Origin of the sequence: Alistipes sp. i18-0019-D1 (genome assembly GCF_042852885.1) — a bacterium.
Lineage (GTDB): Bacteria > Bacteroidota > Bacteroidia > Bacteroidales > Rikenellaceae > Alistipes.
This window is the reverse complement of record NZ_AP031424.1, coordinates 3,706,777-3,724,865: the sequence shown is the minus strand read 5'-3', so window position 1 is coordinate 3,724,865 and position 18,089 is coordinate 3,706,777. Positions and strand designations below refer to the sequence as shown.

Here is an 18,089-nt window from a genome sequence, read left to right as displayed (position 1 = left end):
GGCCGTTCGCGTTTAGCGGTTTTCGCCGAGCGTGACTTCCGAGCCGTCGGCCAGGTTCAGGTTCCCCGAGACGATCACCAGGTCGCCCGGGTTGAGTTCGGCGCCCCGGTCGGTATTCGCCTCGACGACGTATTCCCGGCTGTTGGCCAGCGAGGTGTGGACGTAGGTCCACTGCGCCCTGCCGTCTTTGTAGCGGAACAGTACCTCCAGGTTGTCGCGGATGACCACGGCGTTCTTCGGTACGACCAGCCGGCCGGGGACACGCTGCCGCACGGCCACACGCACGTTCATGCCGTCGGCCAGCGTGCCGTCGTTGACGACTTCGGCGTCGACCTGCACCTGCCCGTGCTCGTCGATCGAGGGGTTGACGGCCGTGATACGGCCCTTCACCTCTTTCCGCAGGTCGGCGAACGGACTCACGGCGACCTCCATACCCGGGCGCAGAAGGCCGTATTCGGATTCGAGGGCCGTGAACCGGACGTTGAAACGGCTGTCGTCGAGCAGGGTGCAGAACTCCCCTTTCGATTTCTCGTAGACCTGCTGTTCCACGTCGGCGACCTTTCCCGCGAAAGGCGCGCGCAGCGAGCACTGCTCCAGACTCCGGAGCGCACTGCACAGCGACGCTACGGCGTCGGCGTAACCCGAACGGATACGCGCCAGCTGTACGACTTCGGCCGGAGGGGCGACCGTGTCGCCGAGCGGGTAGCCCTGCCCCACCAGCACGTCGAAGAAGCTCAACCGCGCCTTGTCGAGGGCCAGCTGCGCCCTGTGCACCTGCAGAGCGTATTCCGCCGTGTCGAGACGGGCGATCAGGCCGCCCTGCCCCACCCGGGCACCGTTTTTCGCGCCGATGGCGGCGATGATTCCCGCGACCGGGAACGACAGCGTGCTGCGCCTGGAGGCGATCAGACGGCCGTTGCTGATCAGTTCGCGCTGGAAATCGCGACGCCGGAGGGTGTCGACCGTCACCTGGTTGTATTCGATGCGGTGCTGCATCCGGTCGGACGAAGCGTCCGTTTTGTCCTTTTTCGCTTTGCCGCAGCCCCCGAGAAGCGCGGCGCAGAGCATCCACAGCGTGTATTGTTTCATGTAGAGGTTATTCTTTGATGAGTTTGTCGAATTCTGCGTTGATGTCGGTGTGCGACAGGAAGTCGTAGAGTGTCTTGCGCCGCAGCGAATAGTAGTAGTTCCAGAAATCGGCCAGCGCCGAAACGTAGGTCTGGTTCGCCTGGTCCTTCTCGGTCTGCGCCGTGTTCATCTCCGTGACCGAAACCGTTCCGCGCCGGAAATTCTCCATCGCGATCGCATAGCGGCGTTCGGCGACCTCCCGGGCCCGGGCTGCCACGGCGCACTGGTTGCGCTGGTTGTGGAACTGCTCGATCAGCGTATAGACCGCATGCCGGAAGTCGATCTCGTCCTGCTCGATCTGGTTGCGGACCATCTCCGCCTTGGCTTTGGCCATGCGGACGCGACCCCGGCCCATGCCCCAGTCGAAAATCGGGATCGAGAATTGCAGGCCTACGACCTCCTGGTCCAGCAGGTTCGAATAGGCCGACCGGAACGTCTCCCCGGTCTGCGACAATCCGAAACGGGCGTTTATCGTAGCCGACGCGCCCCGCTCGGCTTTGGCCTGGGCGATGCCGGCATCGGCGTTGAGCGTGCGGATCTGGTTGTCGACGTTGAACGACGAATTTTCCAGCGCCTTGTCCAGGACGAGGACATAATCGACGTCGATGGCCGGAATCCGGTCGTCGAGCACGGGGTCGATGTCGACGTTTTCGTTGTAACGGAGGTAGGAATTGAGTTTCATCTGCTGCTCGCGGACGGCGAGGCCCGTGTCGTTGATCGACAGGCTGTCGTTGAGCATGCGCAGCTGGAGTTGCAGCAGTTCGTCCTGCGTGATGCTGCCCAGCCGGAGCCGCTGCTCCGCAATGGCGTGCAGCGCCGTGGTGTTGGCGTAGTTCTTGACGGCGATGGAGTGCCTGGTCTTGCTCAACAGCAGTTTGAAGTAATAGCTGACGGCTTGCGTCGTGACTGCCTCCATCGACTCGATGTAGGTGCGCTTGGCGAGTTCGTACTCCTTCGGGGCGATTTTCTTGTTCCAGCGCAGTTTGTTGTAGGCGAACAGCGGTTGGGTGTACGAGAGCGTAACGGGCTGCGAATAGTAGGATTTCGAATCCTTCGGGGCGAACTGGTCCAGTCGGTTGAGCGACGAATAGAGCCGCAGGGTTCCGCCCGTCAGCGCGATGTCCTGCTTGATCGACAAGCCCAGCGTATTTTGCAGGTTGTAGTTGTCCAGATAGCGCATTTCCCCCGTGTCGTAGTCCTGCAGCAGGCGCAGCGAACGGTCGAAACTCAACACCTCGCCCGTCAGGTTGAGCGACGGCAGCCGGCTGGCCTGGAACGACCGGAACGACCAGTAGGCCGAAAGGAACGTATATTTGGCCACCATCGCCGCGATGGACTGGTTCTGGGCCGCATAGATGGCGTCGTCGAGCGTCAGCCGGACGTGGATCGTCTCCGGCTGCGAAGTCCGTTCGGCCCGGCTGACGGACTGACGGGGCGGCGTTGCCGGCGGTTGCGCCGCGGCAGGCGCGAGGCCGAGCAGTCCGGCCGCGACGGCTGAAAACAGTTTCTGTGCTCTGAATTCCATGGTTTTATCCCTATTTTACAACCACATTGTATTTCCGTTATGATGGGTGAAAGGACGGTTCTATATTCCTTTCGTTACGGTGCCCTGGATGGCAAAGGTTACGGGGCCGGGATTGGCGCTGTGCCGTACGGCGATCTTCTTGAAGAAAGTTCCCGGCTGTTCGGCGGTAAAGTGGATTTTGAATAGGGTCTGCCCGCCTGCCGGAACGGGCTTTTTGTCCCATGTGACTTTGGTGCAGTGGCACGACGTGTAGGCGTCGAGCAGTACGAGCGGCTTCTCCGACCGGTTCACGGCCTCCAGCGTCAGCTCCCGGCTTTCACCGAGTGGGATTTCTCCGAGGTCGAGGACCGCCCGCGCGAATTTCAGCACCTCGTCCGTCTCGACCGTGTTGTTTTCCATATCGACGCTTTGCTCCAACGCAGCCATATTGGCCGCTGCCAGCGTATCCGACGGTTTCGGCGCGGTCCGGCAGGAAACGGCGGAAATAAGCGTCAAAAAGAATGATAAATGTCGGAAATTCATAATATTATCGGGGGCTTCCTATTCTCTGTTTAGTACTCCTTCGTTTTTAATCAATTGATCAATCGTGTTTTTATACAGTTCCCACAGTTTTTCATTATGGACAGGGTTTCCGACAAGAACAATCTTGTTTTTCCGATCTAAAAGAAATGTATGAAACATCGCGTCTTCCGGAATAGTCGGATTATTGGTGATAAAATCCTGCCGGTCATCAATATATACCAGCTTGTTCTCCATGTGCATTCCTTGGAAGACACGTTTGACAGTCGAGAGATCCTTTTGTTTCGGTGTGAAAATGAATAAAGTCTGATACTTACCGTTGCTGGCTTGTGTAATATGCGACACCTCGTCCCACTCCCATATGCGGGAAAGGGCACAAGAAGCACAAGTTTCAGCATCGAAATAAACCACCATTTTTGCCGGGATATTCAAATTTATGGAATCCAATGCTTTATTGAATAATGAAGATGTGTCCGGCAGTATGATTTCAGTCGAAAAAAGTTGTCCGATCTGTTTCTTCCGGTGGTGTTCCGTGCAGGATAAGAGCAGGATAATGCTGATGGGAATAAGTAGATATTTCATTTTAGACTTATCTTTTAGATGTAATATATTTGCATAATTTATATTGGCCGACGGAATCACATCCTACTCCGTATATTGTACCGTCGTCATCTACTGCCACCGATTCAAGCGCATCGTTCAGAATATAGGATTTAACCGGATTTCCGTCAAAATCGAAACAGAACAGTTGCGGCATGCTATTCTCCATTTGGGGTCTTTCAACGCCCCACACAAGTCCATATATAGCGTCGTTGGTAAGGAAAAGATCTTCAAAACCAATGATAGATTCCGAAGATGTAGTTACCCAACGCGGTTTTGCGCCTTGAGCATAATTGTACCGAGGCTCAAAAAAGAAACGCGCTGTTCTCAATTTCAATCCATTATCGTCGATATCGAATAACTCCAATATGCCGCCTATGTAGGTCGCCGAGACAAGCGTCTTGCCATCCGGACTCAATTTGGCTTTTACGGCATATTCGGTCAACGCCCAATTATCTTCGTCTTCATTGGAGAGTTGAGGATAGTCAGTATAAATATTATGAAACGTTTCGTTTGTAGGATCCCAGAATCCATAACGCAGTTTATCATCATTGCCTTTTGCGATAAATTCATCTTTATATAGAAGCATTTGCGTTATAAAATTGGGAGCATTCGTAACCGTATACTCTTTAAAATACGGTTTCCGATCTTGTAATATGTCGATAATGTCGAAAACAACTATTTTTTTGTAATTGGGATCGTATGCTGTTATCGAACCATTATAATTCGTATTCGCGGAATTAATATCCATAAATTCTCCGGGACCACGGCCTTTCCGACCGAAACTTTTAATAAATGTACCATCACTTTTCCGGAAAATATGGAAACATTCAGCTTGTTGATAAGAGTCATGGACAATTAATAGCGAGTCTAAAATCATCATATCTTCCGGAGAACTAAATAAAAAGGATTTATTCAATACAGTCGATAAAAGGCGCTCTGTTTTTCCGGCTGTTATTGTTCCTTCGTATGTAATCGCAGATTGTCGGCTGCATTGATTACAAAAAACGGCAACAATAATTGAAAAACTAACTATTTTTTTCATTTTGTAGAAGCCGATTATCGCATTGCATATGAAAATAAATAAAAATAATTTTCTTCCGAATTTGCATCATATCCACAAAAAGCATGTCTTTCTTTATCATATAAAATATGTGTTAATGAATGATTCAACTTAATACGATCTAGCTGTTCCCCCTTGTAATTGTATAACTCTAAAACGACTGCGTTACCTGAAGAATTCCCAGCAAACAAACAAGCAAACCAATTATCGGTACAGATAATGTCGTTATAATATATCAAAGTGGAATTTTGAGATTCAAGTGGATCTGTAATCACATATCGGGGCACGAGGTCTTTGTTATCCGATAACTCCAGTATTTCGATTCGATTAAAAGATTCATATGCTTTGATAATATATTTTCCATTGGTTTTAAGCAAATAATCATATCCTAGATATTGATCTTTAGTCCTATCTCGTTTTAAAATATCCCTATAAAACGATAAAATATTTTTATTTGATAAATCGACCACAGAAAGTTCATCTTTACTGCGATCCGATGCCCTCATTACATAAATTGAATCGTTTATTTGCAGAATATTTACATAAGGTTTCAGCAATGACTTCTCCTCTGCATTTGTTCCGATTAAATCATAATCTAGACATAAAAATAAAGAATCTCTTTGAATCACATAGCTCCTTATCCTTCTACTTGGGATGTCGTACAATGCGATTTTATTGTTTAAAGCGCATTCTGCCCAATTTGCAGAAATAAATTCATCCGGTCCCCTGCCAATTTTAAGGACTTTATTCTTATAATGAAGTTCTGGCCAACTCCATAACTGGATAATTCCCTCTGTTTGAGAACTGTTTATAACTAAATTATCATCAACCAGACACCAATTGAATAGTGTAATCGTGGAGTCGGGAGAAACAATATCACTGCATAATTCAGTCCTTATCGCATCCGTTTTGATTATTGTAGTGTAATAAGTGTTTTGTCGCTTGGTACATGCTATCACAAGAATAATACACACTACACTAATGACAATTCTTTTCATGTTCGTATATTTTATATGGGCCTATCCAAAAGGAAGGCCCATAAAATGTAAATTAAATGCAATGATCATCTTCTACCGGTCTGTGTGATCTCCAAATTTTGCAACAATCATACGCTCCTCCGTTTCTACTGGTAAAACTTCGATAACCGTTTCGGTAATTGCAGTCACTTTCGTCATGCGCCAAAGCCTCAACATTTGCGTTGAGCAAATCCGATACATTTGTTTTGTTGTAAACGGAATACCCGGTTACAGCAGCAGCGGCCATCAATGCGACAGCCCCTGCAAGAAGAAGTTTTTTCTTCATAATTGTAAAAATTAGGTTAATAATTTGATAAGGCCATAAAATTATGGCTTCTCTATCCCGAACCGTCTTCACCGGTCCAAATTCAACCTGTAAATTAAAGAACGAGTCGGGGTGTGCGCCAGCCCGTACAACAGACCTTGGCTGTTGTCGTACTGGATCGCACCAAGGGCTTGCGAAACATGGAAAGCTTCGATTAAGTTGCCCGACCAATCGAAAGTGACCAGATGGTCACAGCTTTCCAGCCCTAACCCCGCCTCGTTATATGTTTTTCCCGAATATATCGTATATATGTATTCATCGCTGCACGTCACGTCGAAAAAGCCGTTGACATTCGATTTCCGGATCGCCGCGACCGCCATTTTCCCCGATCTCGTGCCGACAATGTCCGGGTAATGGTATGCGATCCGGGCTATGCTTCTGATCGAATCTCCTGCTATCGCGTTGATCTCGATAATGCCGCAGTTGCTGTTCACGCAGACAAAGCGGGAGCAGTCCGGTTTCATGGCGAGCTTGCTGTTGATATAGGCTGTCGGCAGCAACTCGTCGCCGATCTTGCGTTCCCCCTGGGGATATTCCCCGAAATAGCCGACTTGTCCGGATTCCAGGTTTATAAGCCGGTAACGTCCCTCGGGATAAAGTCCCGTGGAGATGACCCGATTCCCGTCGGTAATGCACGAGACCAAACCTCCGGAAGGAAGTTGCCGGAACGTAGCATCGTTCCGGACGACCGAGGCCATCGCATTCGTGTTACAGTCTGCGATTACGATATGTCCGTTTGCATCCAAAGACGTTGTGGTGATCATCTCTCCGGGACCCCGGCCCCGCTTTATAACACTCTTGCAGGAATTATCGCCTAATCTATATTGAGCAAGGACATCTTCACTGCCGGGCCGCTGAAAAAGAAACCATAAGACACTGTCCGTCACGGCAAAATCGTTCACGCCGAAGGCCTCGATCGAATCCAGACACAGAAACTCCTCCATAACGGCTTCCGGGGATTTATCCAAGTCAGCCAGCGGATTTTCCCGTCCGGAATTGCCCTTGCAGGCGACAAAAAGCAAAAACGCTATAAATAAAAAGGGTCTCATGTGAGTTTAATCGGCCATCGCCATCCCTAAATATACACCGCTATAAGTAATGCATACTCCAGAACAACTTACACAACCATCAACATCATCTTCATTCAGACTTAATGCTTCCACGTTTAACAGAACTAATTCCTTTATAGAATTTTTCTGGGTCGCGATTAAATAGCTCAAAACGGATAATCCAACCAACAGACCACAAAACAAAATTTTAATCTTCTTCATAGTATCCCATATGTTTTGGTTAACGGATTCAAAATTACCTGCTCTGCCCGAGAGTTATGTTATTTATAGGTTATAAATATTTATTACAGTCGTTTTTTTACTACTTTTGAAAGCGATTTCTCCGAAAGAAAATGAACAAACGAGTAAAAATAGCCATTCTGATAGCCTTTGTAGGAGTAATTGCCATTCTGTCTCTGCAAGCATTATGGTTATCAACGTCCTATAAATTGGAGCAGAAGAAACTTATACAGAAGGCAACTCCGTTGATTGAACAGACTATACATGAAACAACTTTACGAGATTCTCATGAATGGTGGGATTCAATACAAGAGCGATATGGCAAAAGTATAAGACCTTATATTGGGAGTGTTACATATAATGATAGTTTGGCTGTAATTAAAGTTTATAATCCCAAAACAGGACTTTATAATCACTTCGGCAGAAAATGTTCAAAAACAGACTTGGCTAAATATGGGATGGGGCCTCATATGCTTTATCACGTTTGCGGATTGGACCTCGGACAGTTCAATTTGCAGTTGGATAGCGTGTTTCGAGTAAACGGTATTTATATTCCCTATATAATCGAAAAGGTGAATACCCAGACGGGGCGGGTCGAGAAAAGCACGAATAGCGAGTTGGCTGACGGCATTTATACGGTTGTCTGTGATACCCTGCAACTGGGCATAACCGGAACAGACGGCATTGTCGTGAAATTCGACGGCTCCTATTCGGGGATGTTCGCACAGATCCGCTATATTCTCCTGTCGTCGTTTGCCATCACGTTGCTGGTGGCGGTGATTCTGTTCGGCATCATCCAGATTGTCATTCAACAGCAAAAACTGTCGGATTTCCGCGAGAATTTTGTCCGGCACATGATTCACGAAATAAGAAATCCGGTCGGATACCTGAAACGGGTTTTGGAACTATCCGCACGAACGGACGATGACAGAAACCTGCAAACGGCATCGAGGAAAATCGGCCAGATCAATCTGCTGATCGAGAAACTCCTTTCGACGACTTCGAACAAACTGGAAATTCAGAAACAGAAGATCGACATCCGGGAAATTCTGGAAAATATCCGTGAATCCTACCCGGATGCCGCTATAACCCTGGAAATCGCTCCGGACGTCCCGACGTTTAAGGCCGACCCTGTCCATTACGGCAATGCGCTGCTGAATCTGGCGGACAATGCCATTAAGTATTCTCCCGCCGAAAAGCGGATCGCCATCCGCTGCTACCTGGAAAAGAATCACGTATGCGTCTCGGTCAAGGACTGGGGAATAGGAATCCCGCTGGAGTTTCAGATATTGGTTTACGACCGCTATTTCCGGGTTCCGCACAAAAAATCGGTCAACGTCTCCGGATTCGGTCTGGGATTGAGCTATGTAAAGATGGTCGCCCGGGCGCATGGCGGAACGGTCTCTTTCACGAGCATTTATAAACAAGGCAGCGAATTTACGATAGGAATTCCTTATGACAACGAATGACTGTATCATTTTATATGTTGAAGACGACGAAGATATCGCCGAACTCAACATCCGATGGTTCGATGAGCAGGGGTATGAAATGGTATATGCCCGAACCGGGGCCGAGGCGATCGGAGCATTCGGGAAAGTGGCTCCGGACATCGTCCTGCTGGATATCATGCTTCCCGACACGACGGGCTTCGAGGTCTGCAAACGCATGCAGGAGATCGATGAAGATGTACCGGTTATTTTCCTGACATCGCTGTCCGACAGCCGGAACGCAATCAAGGGGCTTCAATCGGGGGCCTACGATTACATCCGCAAAGACACCGACCTGCCGGAAATAGAAATGCGCCTCAAAGCGATCCTGGCCCGCACCGGATACAACAACGTCGTGCGCATCACGGACGCTTGTTATGTCGATAGCCGGAAAATGACGATCGTCGTGCAGGATAAAGCGTACAAAGTCGGAGGCCGGCATATCCAACTGCTCAAATTGCTCCTGCAACGGAAAAACCACATCTGTGAACGGGATTTCCTGACCACGAAAATATGGGGCGACAACCTGATCAACGCCGATATCTACCTCAACCAGTCGATCTGCACCTTGCGGCGCATATTGTCCGCCGACAAACGCCTGAAACTGAAAACTTTCCGGAATACAGGCGTCATTCTGGAAATCGACAGATAAGCCGTTGGCGCCTCCCGGCGCCCGGCAATCAGGCGCCCCATGCAGAATCGCATGCAACATTCCCCAGATCGCTTTGCCGTATTGATGATTGCGGTTTTGTTCTGAATACCCTTAAATGCATTGCAATTCTAGCGTCTGTAAATGAAAAAATCAGCAATCTCTTTTTGTAAGTTGCTGATTTTCAGAGCGTAAAACGGAAGCCGAACCTTGGGTTTCTTTCCGTTATGTATCAATATGTTACGGCGTTCTTTGGTTTTTTAGGTCACCGATAAGCAGTTCACCTTTTGCGCCTTGCTGCATTTCTACGCGTCAATACAAAGATACACAATCTTTTAGACAAAAACAAATCTTTTATTCTATCTATTTTGGCGGAGTATTTTATCGTACCCGTCGAAATCCATCAGGTCGAACGCTTCCACCCGCTCCCCCGCTTCCCGCCGTGCGGCTATGATCTCCAACAGTTGCCCGAATTGCCGGAACCGCCTTATCGCGTCGGCTCCCGACGGGGTTTCCCGGCCTCCCGCCCACATATCATGCCTTACGGCATAGGCGTATGCAAACACCTTGAGCGAAAGATGATCGTGGCGCGGCGTTTCCCGCAGGCGGAATATCGCATCCGTATCGTCCGGGGTCGTCAGGTAATGATACCACCCCGGCGGCGGCTCGGACCGCCATTTGCGCACGAAGATCATCGGCAGGTGTTCCGCCCGGATCACGAAATTATTGCGCCGCAGGTAGGCGACGCTCTGCCGAATCTCTTGATAGGGATCGTAATAAGGGCCTCCGTATATTCGGTACTGCTTCCGGTCGGCCGGATAATGCAGGCTCGCATAGCCGGGATGGAGCAGTTCGTATTGCACGGGCAGCGGCACGGCCATATCCGTCAGCAGTTCGTGCAGCAGTCCGACCATCTGCGCCCCGGCATGGTGTTCTTGAAAAACAAGCAGGTCGCAACGCTCGATAAACAGCCGGAACAGCTCCGGAGGCGAAAAACGCTCCGCGCATTGTTCCATCACCTCCCGACGATCCGCCGCATCGATAATCGGGTTGCATTCGGCGGCTTTGCCGTGCGAAACGTTTTGCAGATATTCCCGCCATTGCCGGGCCGTCAGCACAACGGCGACCTCCAGCCCGGAGTGCTTCGCCCGTTGTTCCAAAAGGCAGGCCGCAACCGACCGCTCGGCTTTGCCCGTCAGGGCGATCAGCACCCGGACGCGCGACATGGATTTCAGATAGTATGCGGCGAGTTGTTCGAAATACTGCGCCGTGCGGAAACCGCGGCCGCAGCCGTACAGGATGCCGAGGGTAAAGGCTGGTTCCATAGTTTGTGGTTGTCGGATTAAAAAGCGGAAGCGGGGCCGAAACAATCAAGTGACGCAACTTCACAGATTGAAGAATTCGTTTCGGTCGCCCGCATCCGCAAAATAAAAAGGACGGCCGGGCACGGGATTACTTGCTTGTTACTACCAGATTTCAGAGCCATGTCCGCCGTCCTTGTGAAATCCCCGGCAGACACGGCAATGCCTGCCGACCAAGGGCCGACGAATGCCAAAAACGCCTCTTTTCGATTGATTTGCCGTGACATAATACCGGGGTTGAGTTGTGTGGGTGCGCCCCGGAATGGAAATAAAAAAAGGGGCGCATTTGCAGCCCTTTAGTGTAGGTCTTGGGAACCCGTTGCTGGTAGCTGTCCTGCGCCCTTGCTTGTCCTACCCCTAAAGGGCAGGACATAACAAGGACTGACAACTTTTATACCCAGCTAAACAACCTCCGAGGAGGCTCCCAAGTTCACACTAAAGATATAAAGAGTTGTTTACCCTCTATAATGTTATGTCTGTCGGCTATGCCGTACTATTCAAATACAAAGATAACATCTTTTCATCTTTTTTCAAATGATGGCCCGTTTTCTGCCTTTATAATTCGGGAACAAAGATAGTAATTTTTATTGGCTTTAATGACAAATACATCCCAGATGTTTATGTCATTAATAGGCTCCTTTGTATTATGAAAAGACAAAGGCGTAATGATGTATTAATTAAGGCTATAGCTGAAAAATTAGTACAGTTAAGGGAAGACAGAGGATTATCCCAGCAAATTGTTTATATTGATACAGAACTACATATGGGACGGATCGAACGCGGAGAGTACAATATAACGTTGAGTACGCTCGCGGAACTTTGCACCTATTACAATGTGTCTTTGAAAGAATTTTTCAAAGGTATGCCTAATCCATAACGTGTATTGTATGAAAAATCAAAGACATAACGAAGTATTAATGCACCTTGTCGCTATAAAATTGAAAAGCTTACGGGAGTCAAAAGGTATTACTCAAGCCGAGGCTTATCGACTTTCAGGTATACATTTGGGGCGCATCGAATCTGGCAACTCTAATATTACAGTTAGTACCTTATCGGCATTATGCAAATTCTATGATATTTCTTTTGAGGAATTCTTTCATGATATAGAACTAAAAGACAGAAAGGACAAATAGATCATAAGTGCTTTATATATTATTATTTACGAATTCTTATCATCCTTATTTTTGAGGGAATCAATTAATTTTGAAAAATTCAACCCTACGTTCGTGGTGATCCGGGCGAGAATCGGGGCCAGTCCCGCCTTGTTGGTTCGTGCCCTGCGCAGAAAAAAGGTCACGCAAAATCGTTTTCTTTCCATCGTTCAAAATTCGGTTTAGTTTAACAATCCTTACGATTGAAAAGCCCTGAATGTTTGGAGCAAACCGATGTCGTTCAGCGCATTATCACCATTCGCGTGGTACATTTTCACAACTCGTACCCATGTACCACGATTAAGCACTTTAGTGACCTGCTTTCGTATGCGTTCCTTTGCTATGGCCGGAAAACGAAATAATCCCGCATATCGTTGATATACAGGATTATTTGCTTCTATTTGCGTCGCTTTGCGCAACAAAAAAAGAGGTCAAAATGACCTCTTTTGAGCGGAAAACGGGACTCGGACCCGCGACCTCAACCTTGGCAAGGTTGCGCTCTCAAGCCCCCAAAACGCTGCGCGTTTAGGGGTAACCAACTGAGCTATTTCACGTTACGCACTCTACCGAGTGCTCCACTCGCATCCTAAAATCGGTCTGTAACACACTCTGTATCACATTTTGAGGCTTGCAAATTGTTTGTAATTTGCAGATTTTTAGTTTGTTAAGAGAAAATCTTTCTGTCGTGATACATAAATCTTTTAACTTGTATTCCCCATAAGCATTTATTGAATTAAATATTAAGTAATTATATCGGTTAATTCGTTGAATTTACAAGGGAACCGCCCCCAACCTCGGTGCAAAAAAAGAGAAAAATTTTCCCCTCCTACCGCTTTCCCGTTTTTATCAATTTTCAGTAGCTTTGATTTCTATAAAGAAAAAATCCCCGACCGCATGGCCGAGGATTATCTTTATATAAATTGCTCTAAATATTTTTCATTGAACCCCGCTAACGGGAATTTGAAATCTTTTTGTGTTCCGTCCGTTGCTGTATATGTAAAGCTAACGGCGTCGCTCTTGTTATGAGTGGCAAACAGGTTTAGGCTCTCTGCGGAATTTGAAAACTCAATAACGTTAGGCATGATTAGCGTTATATCTCCGTGTATATCTTCTAACGGACAAGACATTGAAACTATCGGCTTACCTCGTCTTTGGAATGTCATTTTTACGGGTTTCTGCTGGTCGATGTCCAATGCAAAGAAATAGTAAAAGGTAAACGGGACGGTTTCATCTTCTTTTCTCCCGACAAATAGGCAAACTCCGTCATAATCATCATAGGATACGGATTTGGCAATGTAGAATATTTGCAAATCATCCTGTTTCTGCTTGCCGATTTTTCATTCTGTTTTTGGTGTTTTGTTCATTTTAGCTAAAATTTGTATTGTTAAATAACTCTCTGATTATGATGTAAATATACGAAAAATATGTGACTTGTGCAAGTAAAATAGAAAGGACAAACTTGTGCAGAGGGTCTATAAGTTAACCCTTTTGCACAAGTCTGTCCCGTTAATTTTGGAATATAAATCAGATTCTTTTGAAAGTCGTAGTTATTTCTGCTTTATAGCCGTCATTATCATCAATTTTCTCAAAAAGTACGAGTTTATTTTTTGTCAATTCTTTAATATCGTACACAGATGTCGGATTGCCTTCTTCTGGTTCTTCATATATTAATAATTGATTATTAGAAATCGTGTATTCAATAGACCAATTACTATCCAAGTTATTATTGTCATAATAATAGTAGCTTTTATATCTTCCCGTTCCATCTTCATTGAACATGTAGGTAAAATAAAAGCCATAATCGTCATTTACATCGTCAATAGGATATGTAATATCCTTTTCCACTTTACCCTCTCCTTGTACAATCTCATAGCCAACTTCATGTGTAATCTGCCATGTTCCTGTAATTTGATTCGGGTCAATCTTGTTGTCATCATCATCGGAGCAAGCCGAGAAAGAAACTGCCGCAAACATAGCGGCCACAATAAGAAACAACTTTTTCATAATTGAATAAGTTTAGGTTGTCGCTCCAGCACCACCGCGACGGTTAATGTTTTTGATTTAAGTAAACAGAAAGCGTGGTGCCGAAAACTTACTTAAACTTGCAGGTCGTAGGAAACCTTGGTAGATAAATAAGCAACAGCCCCACGCCTATACCCACGAATGGATATGACGCGAGAAGATGTTGACCTATTCTCTCTACCTTTCCGAATTTCCTACATTTATAAAGTAAGATTCTTGAATGAAAATAAGAACTAACTAACTGCAAATAAATTTGCGATATATCAATGTATTATAACGGAATCCGTATTTTCACTTATTCGCAGTGCCTATAGTTGTCTGGCTCTTTTTCGGTGTGTTTTTGTTTCTTGTTTGTTTCTCCATTCGGATTATTCTTTCTACCTTTGTAGCAGCAAAAACGAGTATTATGCCCAGAGTAAAGAAACCCGCCAAAGTCAAGGAGCCGATCCGTCTTCGGATGAAAGAATTAGCCAACGGCAGCAAGAGCCTCTATTTAGATATTTACCGCAACGGCAAACGGTCGTATGAATACCTCAAGATGTACATCATTCCCGAAACAGACGATAATGCCCGCAAACGGAATGCAGCGACCATGACGGCGGCCAATACGATCAAATCCCGACGCATCATCGAGCTGACCAACGGCGAGGCGGGAATCAAGCGTGCCGAGGACAAAGAGGCGGTGCTGTTGCTGGATTGGATGAATATCTACATGGGGAACCAGCAGAAGCGCGGCAAGAAGGACGGACACCAGATTAAGGTCGCCATTCAGATTCTGAAAGAGTATGCCGGAGAACGGGTGACGATGGATCAAGTAGACAAAGCGTTTTGTCAGGGATATATCGACTACCTCCTGACTGAATACCGTCCGCAAGGCAAACCCGTTTCCAAATTTACGGCACAGAACTATTATCGGGTGCTGAACGGAGCGTTGAACGCTGCCGTCCGTGCCGACGCAATCAAACTGAACCCCTTTACGAAAATCGGCAACTCGGACAAGATTCGTCGTCCCGAAAGCAAACGGGAGTATATGACCATCGAGGAGCTTCGGGCATTGATTGCTACACCGATGAAGAATGAAACGGTAAAACAGGCTTATCTGTTCTCCTGCTTCTGCGGACTGCGGATAAGCGATATAATTGGCCTGAAATGGGGAAACGTCTATGTAGACAACGGGCAGTATCGGTTGGAGGTCGTAATGCAGAAGACCAAAGAGCCGATCTATCTGCCGCTCTCGCCCGAAGCATTACGCTGGATGCCCGAGCGGGGCGAAAAGAGGGCGGAGGATGCGGTATTCGACCTACCCTCGGTAACGCACGTCAATATTCTGCTCAAACCATGGGCGAAAGCGGCAGGTATCGACAAGCGGTTTTCGTTTCACACCGCTCGGCATACTTTCGCCACGATGATGCTGACGCTCGGGGCAGACCTCTATACCACCTCAAAACTACTCGGGCATACGGATATAAAGATGACGCAGGTCTACGCCAAAATCATCAACCGAAAGAAGGATGAAGCGGTAAATCTTGTGAACGGACTATTCGATTGATTTCGGGTCAAAATACCTCCAAAAACACTTTACTTTACTCTGGTGGGTATATAGGGGAGCAAACTAAATTAAACTGTTTTTGTGGATGGTTATAAGAGGAGCTTTCGGCAATCGGTCAGGGCGATTTCCCCCGTCTTGCAACATTGACCGTTCGGAGTGTGCGTAACGATTTTCGGCCTTTCGTTTCCCTTATATTGCCGCATCATTTGCCCTATTGCGGTGCATTGTCGGGAGACAAGCCAAGTAATGACATTTCCTTGGGCATTTGCCATACGCAAACAACCGTTTGGTTGGATAACCTCTCTGCCTCTGCTTGCAGATAGGGTGGCAACCCTCCCGTCGGCGACAGCCGGCAGGGGGATTAGGCTACCCCAAACCAAAATTTGTGGACAACGGGCAAGCCCGAACAAAAATAGCTTTGGCAAACATCTAACGCCCAAAATGGCGTCTGCCGCCGAGAACTGCTCAATAAAAATGTCACTATCAGGGATAGTGAGATCCTAAACAACCGCAATTGTCAAGACTATTATATTTTCTTGATTTCGTTATACAGTGCCAAGCCTTTTGCCGTCAGCAAGTATTTTTGTCTCGGATGATTGGGCTTGTCTGGATATACCACCTTGAGAAAACCGGCATCCAAAGCGGGGTTTATATAGTTCTCCAAAAATGTCGGGCGATGTTTCAGGCCAACTTTTTCCATCAATCCTTTTAACGACAATTGTTCATTTGACAGGGCTAACAGCAAAGTGCGAACTTGTTCGGTAAGTTGTACGGTACTTGTACGGTCTTCGTGCTGTGTTTGCTCAACAACCAGCTCTTCCGGTGCATTTACGACCATATACCGATTCCGAAGCTCGTTATTTTCGCCCATCAGCAGATTGCGAAAAAATCGTTCTAAGTATTCGGAATTACGCATGATGCCTTTTTGCACGTTCTGGTAGTTGGCGCGTACCAGCGCATTGCGGAAGTACCACGAATGGTTGGCGAACAAATCGTTTGTCACGTCAAAGCCCATAGAACGAAGGTAGAGAATTGTAAATACGGCCGTCGTCCGTGTATTTCCCTCCCCGAACGGATGGATTTGCCACAGCCCCGATACGAATTTGGCAATGTGGCTCACTAATCCATTTCTGTCCACTTTGGAGAAGTCGAACTGGCGTTCTTGTTCCAAGTCGTATTCGATCGCATTGCGAAGATCGGGTGCGGAAACATACAACACCGTATCGCCGCGCAATACCCACTCTTTTTTGGTAATGTTGTAATCGCGAATCTGACCGGCAAACCTGAATACGCCGTCGAAAATACGGCGATGGATCGAGGTTAGCCCGACAAGCGTAAAAGCAAAGGTTTTTTCGGTAAGCAGTCGGCGAATATTAGTCGAAGCCGTATCCGCCTCGTGCATTTCGTCATCTTCTGGTGTACGAGCATTTTTTGACTGGTAATAGCTCTTTATTAGCTGTTCGGCTTCATCAATCGTAATTTCACCCTCAATATCTTTACGCGCTGTCTCGATAAGATAATCGGAGGGTTTCAGTCCATCGACTGCCTGCAAGCCGATTGCGGTCTGCCACGCATAACTCTTTTCCCGTTGTTGAGGTTCGCCTTGGCGTATGTATTCGTCGAAGTTAATCATATTATGAAGAAACTACATGTTTATTATACTCGGTTTTGTCCATAACCAAGTACCTTCTATTTGTTGTTGTGGGTTGATAAATTCCACATCTATTATTTTCTGGGCAAATTCAATATTCTTTTTAAGTGTTTCAACTTCAATATCAGACAATCTGAATTTAAAGGAATGTTGCATATAAGTATCGGTATCTGCAATATGAATCTTACATATAGCAGAATAATCCCCAGTCTTCCAAATCATCGAATTTTTATAAAGTCTCAACAACTCATTATATTCATTAGAGCGTTTTATTGTATCTGCATCAATCTGGCCAACAGTTCTTTGATTTTCAATGAATGAATTTAATTTGTAGGCAAGTTGTTTTCTTTCATCAAGAAATGACGATGATTGAAAACCTATAAACTTTTCTATCAATACATCTTTATAGGCATTGATCGCTATGGCGTTTTGCTGTTTAGCCATAGTCGCATTGCCGGTCGGGGCTTGAAGTTCATATAACGTTTCACTATACCATATCCACTTAAACGTATGACTGGCGCCGTCTTTATCCGTTATACATAACTCAATATTGTCGATTAAAGCGTGTTTTCTTCGAGCTAAAAAAGATAACCTAATGTTGAAAGCATTACCGAATTTAATAAAACCGACCTCTGCTTCTTCTTCATGATAAATACTTATCTTTGGTTTTTGCAACCAGTGATAAATCCACGATATTATTTGCGGAAGCCATGCCAATGCGCCGAAAATAGCTATGAGATCTATAATTTTCATA

The 18,089-nt window shown here is 46.7% G+C and carries 19 protein-coding genes; 5 read left to right on the top strand and 14 right to left on the bottom strand.

Going from position 1 to position 18,089, the window contains the following annotated elements:
* Positions 1-12: 12 nt before the first annotated feature.
* The 9 genes from ACGHP5_RS15585 to ACGHP5_RS15545 form a co-directional block, all read right to left on the bottom strand.
* The gene (locus ACGHP5_RS15585) at positions 13-1,089 is read right to left on the bottom strand and encodes an efflux RND transporter periplasmic adaptor subunit (RefSeq protein WP_337657576.1); all 1,077 of its coding nucleotides are present in this window, start codon (positions 1,087-1,089) and stop codon (positions 13-15) included.
* A gap of 7 nt (positions 1,090-1,096) precedes the next feature.
* On the bottom strand, positions 1,097-2,653 hold the full coding sequence (locus ACGHP5_RS15580; protein WP_337756835.1) for a TolC family protein: 1,557 nt from the start codon (positions 2,651-2,653) through the stop codon (positions 1,097-1,099).
* A gap of 60 nt (positions 2,654-2,713) precedes the next feature.
* Entirely contained in the window at positions 2,714-3,052 is a 339-nt protein-coding gene (locus ACGHP5_RS15575) for a DUF1573 domain-containing protein (RefSeq protein WP_337756836.1), read from the bottom strand.
* A 141-nt stretch (positions 3,053-3,193) separates the two neighbouring features.
* Positions 3,194-3,754: a hypothetical protein gene (locus ACGHP5_RS15570; RefSeq protein ID WP_337657581.1), complete on the bottom strand. Its 561-nt coding sequence runs from the start codon at positions 3,752-3,754 to the stop codon at positions 3,194-3,196.
* 7 nt (positions 3,755-3,761) lie between these two features.
* Positions 3,762-4,817 (bottom strand): BF3164 family lipoprotein, encoded by a 1,056-nt coding sequence (locus ACGHP5_RS15565; RefSeq protein WP_390567626.1) that lies wholly within the window; start codon positions 4,815-4,817, stop codon positions 3,762-3,764.
* 14 nt (positions 4,818-4,831) lie between these two features.
* Positions 4,832-5,833: a hypothetical protein gene (locus ACGHP5_RS15560; protein ID WP_295900644.1), complete on the bottom strand. Its 1,002-nt coding sequence runs from the start codon at positions 5,831-5,833 to the stop codon at positions 4,832-4,834.
* A gap of 52 nt (positions 5,834-5,885) precedes the next feature.
* Positions 5,886-6,137, bottom strand: a complete 252-nt coding sequence (locus ACGHP5_RS15555) for an NVEALA domain-containing protein (RefSeq protein WP_295900641.1) — start codon at positions 6,135-6,137, stop codon at positions 5,886-5,888.
* A 68-nt stretch (positions 6,138-6,205) separates the two neighbouring features.
* Positions 6,206-7,225 carry a BF3164 family lipoprotein gene (locus tag ACGHP5_RS15550; RefSeq protein WP_337756839.1) on the bottom strand — a complete coding sequence of 340 codons (1,020 nt, stop codon included), beginning with the start codon at positions 7,223-7,225 and terminating at the stop codon, positions 6,206-6,208.
* 6 nt (positions 7,226-7,231) lie between these two features.
* Positions 7,232-7,447 carry a hypothetical protein gene (locus ACGHP5_RS15545; protein WP_337756840.1) on the bottom strand — a complete coding sequence of 72 codons (216 nt, stop codon included), beginning with the start codon at positions 7,445-7,447 and terminating at the stop codon, positions 7,232-7,234.
* A 131-nt stretch (positions 7,448-7,578) separates the two neighbouring features.
* Between ACGHP5_RS15545 and ACGHP5_RS15540 the strand changes: the two genes are divergently transcribed.
* Positions 7,579-8,934 (top strand): sensor histidine kinase, encoded by a 1,356-nt coding sequence (locus ACGHP5_RS15540; RefSeq protein WP_390567623.1) that lies wholly within the window; start codon positions 7,579-7,581, stop codon positions 8,932-8,934.
* Positions 8,921-9,604, top strand: a complete 684-nt coding sequence (locus ACGHP5_RS15535; RefSeq protein WP_278961291.1) for a response regulator transcription factor — start codon at positions 8,921-8,923, stop codon at positions 9,602-9,604. Before ACGHP5_RS15540 ends, ACGHP5_RS15535 begins: the two co-directional genes overlap by 14 nt.
* Positions 9,605-9,960: 356 nt before the next feature.
* On the opposite strand, the gene ACGHP5_RS15530 is transcribed toward ACGHP5_RS15535, so the two are convergent.
* Positions 9,961-10,926, bottom strand: a complete 966-nt coding sequence (locus ACGHP5_RS15530) for a hypothetical protein (RefSeq protein WP_390567621.1) — start codon at positions 10,924-10,926, stop codon at positions 9,961-9,963.
* A gap of 682 nt (positions 10,927-11,608) precedes the next feature.
* On the opposite strand from ACGHP5_RS15530, the gene ACGHP5_RS15525 reads away from it, so the two are divergent.
* Both ACGHP5_RS15525 and ACGHP5_RS15520 read left to right on the top strand, forming a co-directional pair.
* Entirely contained in the window at positions 11,609-11,839 is a 231-nt protein-coding gene (locus ACGHP5_RS15525; protein WP_278719991.1) for a helix-turn-helix domain-containing protein, read from the top strand.
* Positions 11,840-11,849: 10 nt separating this feature from the next.
* A complete protein-coding gene (locus ACGHP5_RS15520; RefSeq protein ID WP_290531910.1) occupies positions 11,850-12,095 on the top strand; it encodes a helix-turn-helix domain-containing protein in 246 nt (81 codons plus the stop codon).
* Positions 12,096-13,024: 929 nt separating this feature from the next.
* Here the strand turns inward: ACGHP5_RS15520 and ACGHP5_RS15515 are convergent.
* Together ACGHP5_RS15515 and ACGHP5_RS15510 are read right to left on the bottom strand one after the other, a co-directional pair.
* Positions 13,025-13,423: a hypothetical protein gene (locus ACGHP5_RS15515; RefSeq protein WP_390567618.1), complete on the bottom strand. Its 399-nt coding sequence runs from the start codon at positions 13,421-13,423 to the stop codon at positions 13,025-13,027.
* Positions 13,424-13,637: 214 nt separating this feature from the next.
* Positions 13,638-14,117 carry a lipocalin family protein gene (locus ACGHP5_RS15510; protein ID WP_390567616.1) on the bottom strand — a complete coding sequence of 160 codons (480 nt, stop codon included), beginning with the start codon at positions 14,115-14,117 and terminating at the stop codon, positions 13,638-13,640.
* A 424-nt stretch (positions 14,118-14,541) separates the two neighbouring features.
* Here ACGHP5_RS15510 and ACGHP5_RS15505 point away from each other — a divergent pair, with 424 nt between their 5' ends.
* On the top strand, positions 14,542-15,684 hold the full coding sequence (locus ACGHP5_RS15505; protein ID WP_390567614.1) for a tyrosine-type recombinase/integrase: 1,143 nt from the start codon (positions 14,542-14,544) through the stop codon (positions 15,682-15,684).
* A gap of 526 nt (positions 15,685-16,210) precedes the next feature.
* Here the strand turns inward: ACGHP5_RS15505 and ACGHP5_RS15500 are convergent.
* Together ACGHP5_RS15500 and ACGHP5_RS15495 are read right to left on the bottom strand one after the other, a co-directional pair.
* Positions 16,211-17,317: a Fic family protein gene (locus ACGHP5_RS15500; protein WP_390567612.1), complete on the bottom strand. Its 1,107-nt coding sequence runs from the start codon at positions 17,315-17,317 to the stop codon at positions 16,211-16,213.
* A gap of 12 nt (positions 17,318-17,329) precedes the next feature.
* Entirely contained in the window at positions 17,330-18,088 is a 759-nt protein-coding gene (locus tag ACGHP5_RS15495; protein ID WP_390567610.1) for a hypothetical protein, read from the bottom strand.
* Position 18,089: the final 1 nt, after the last annotated feature.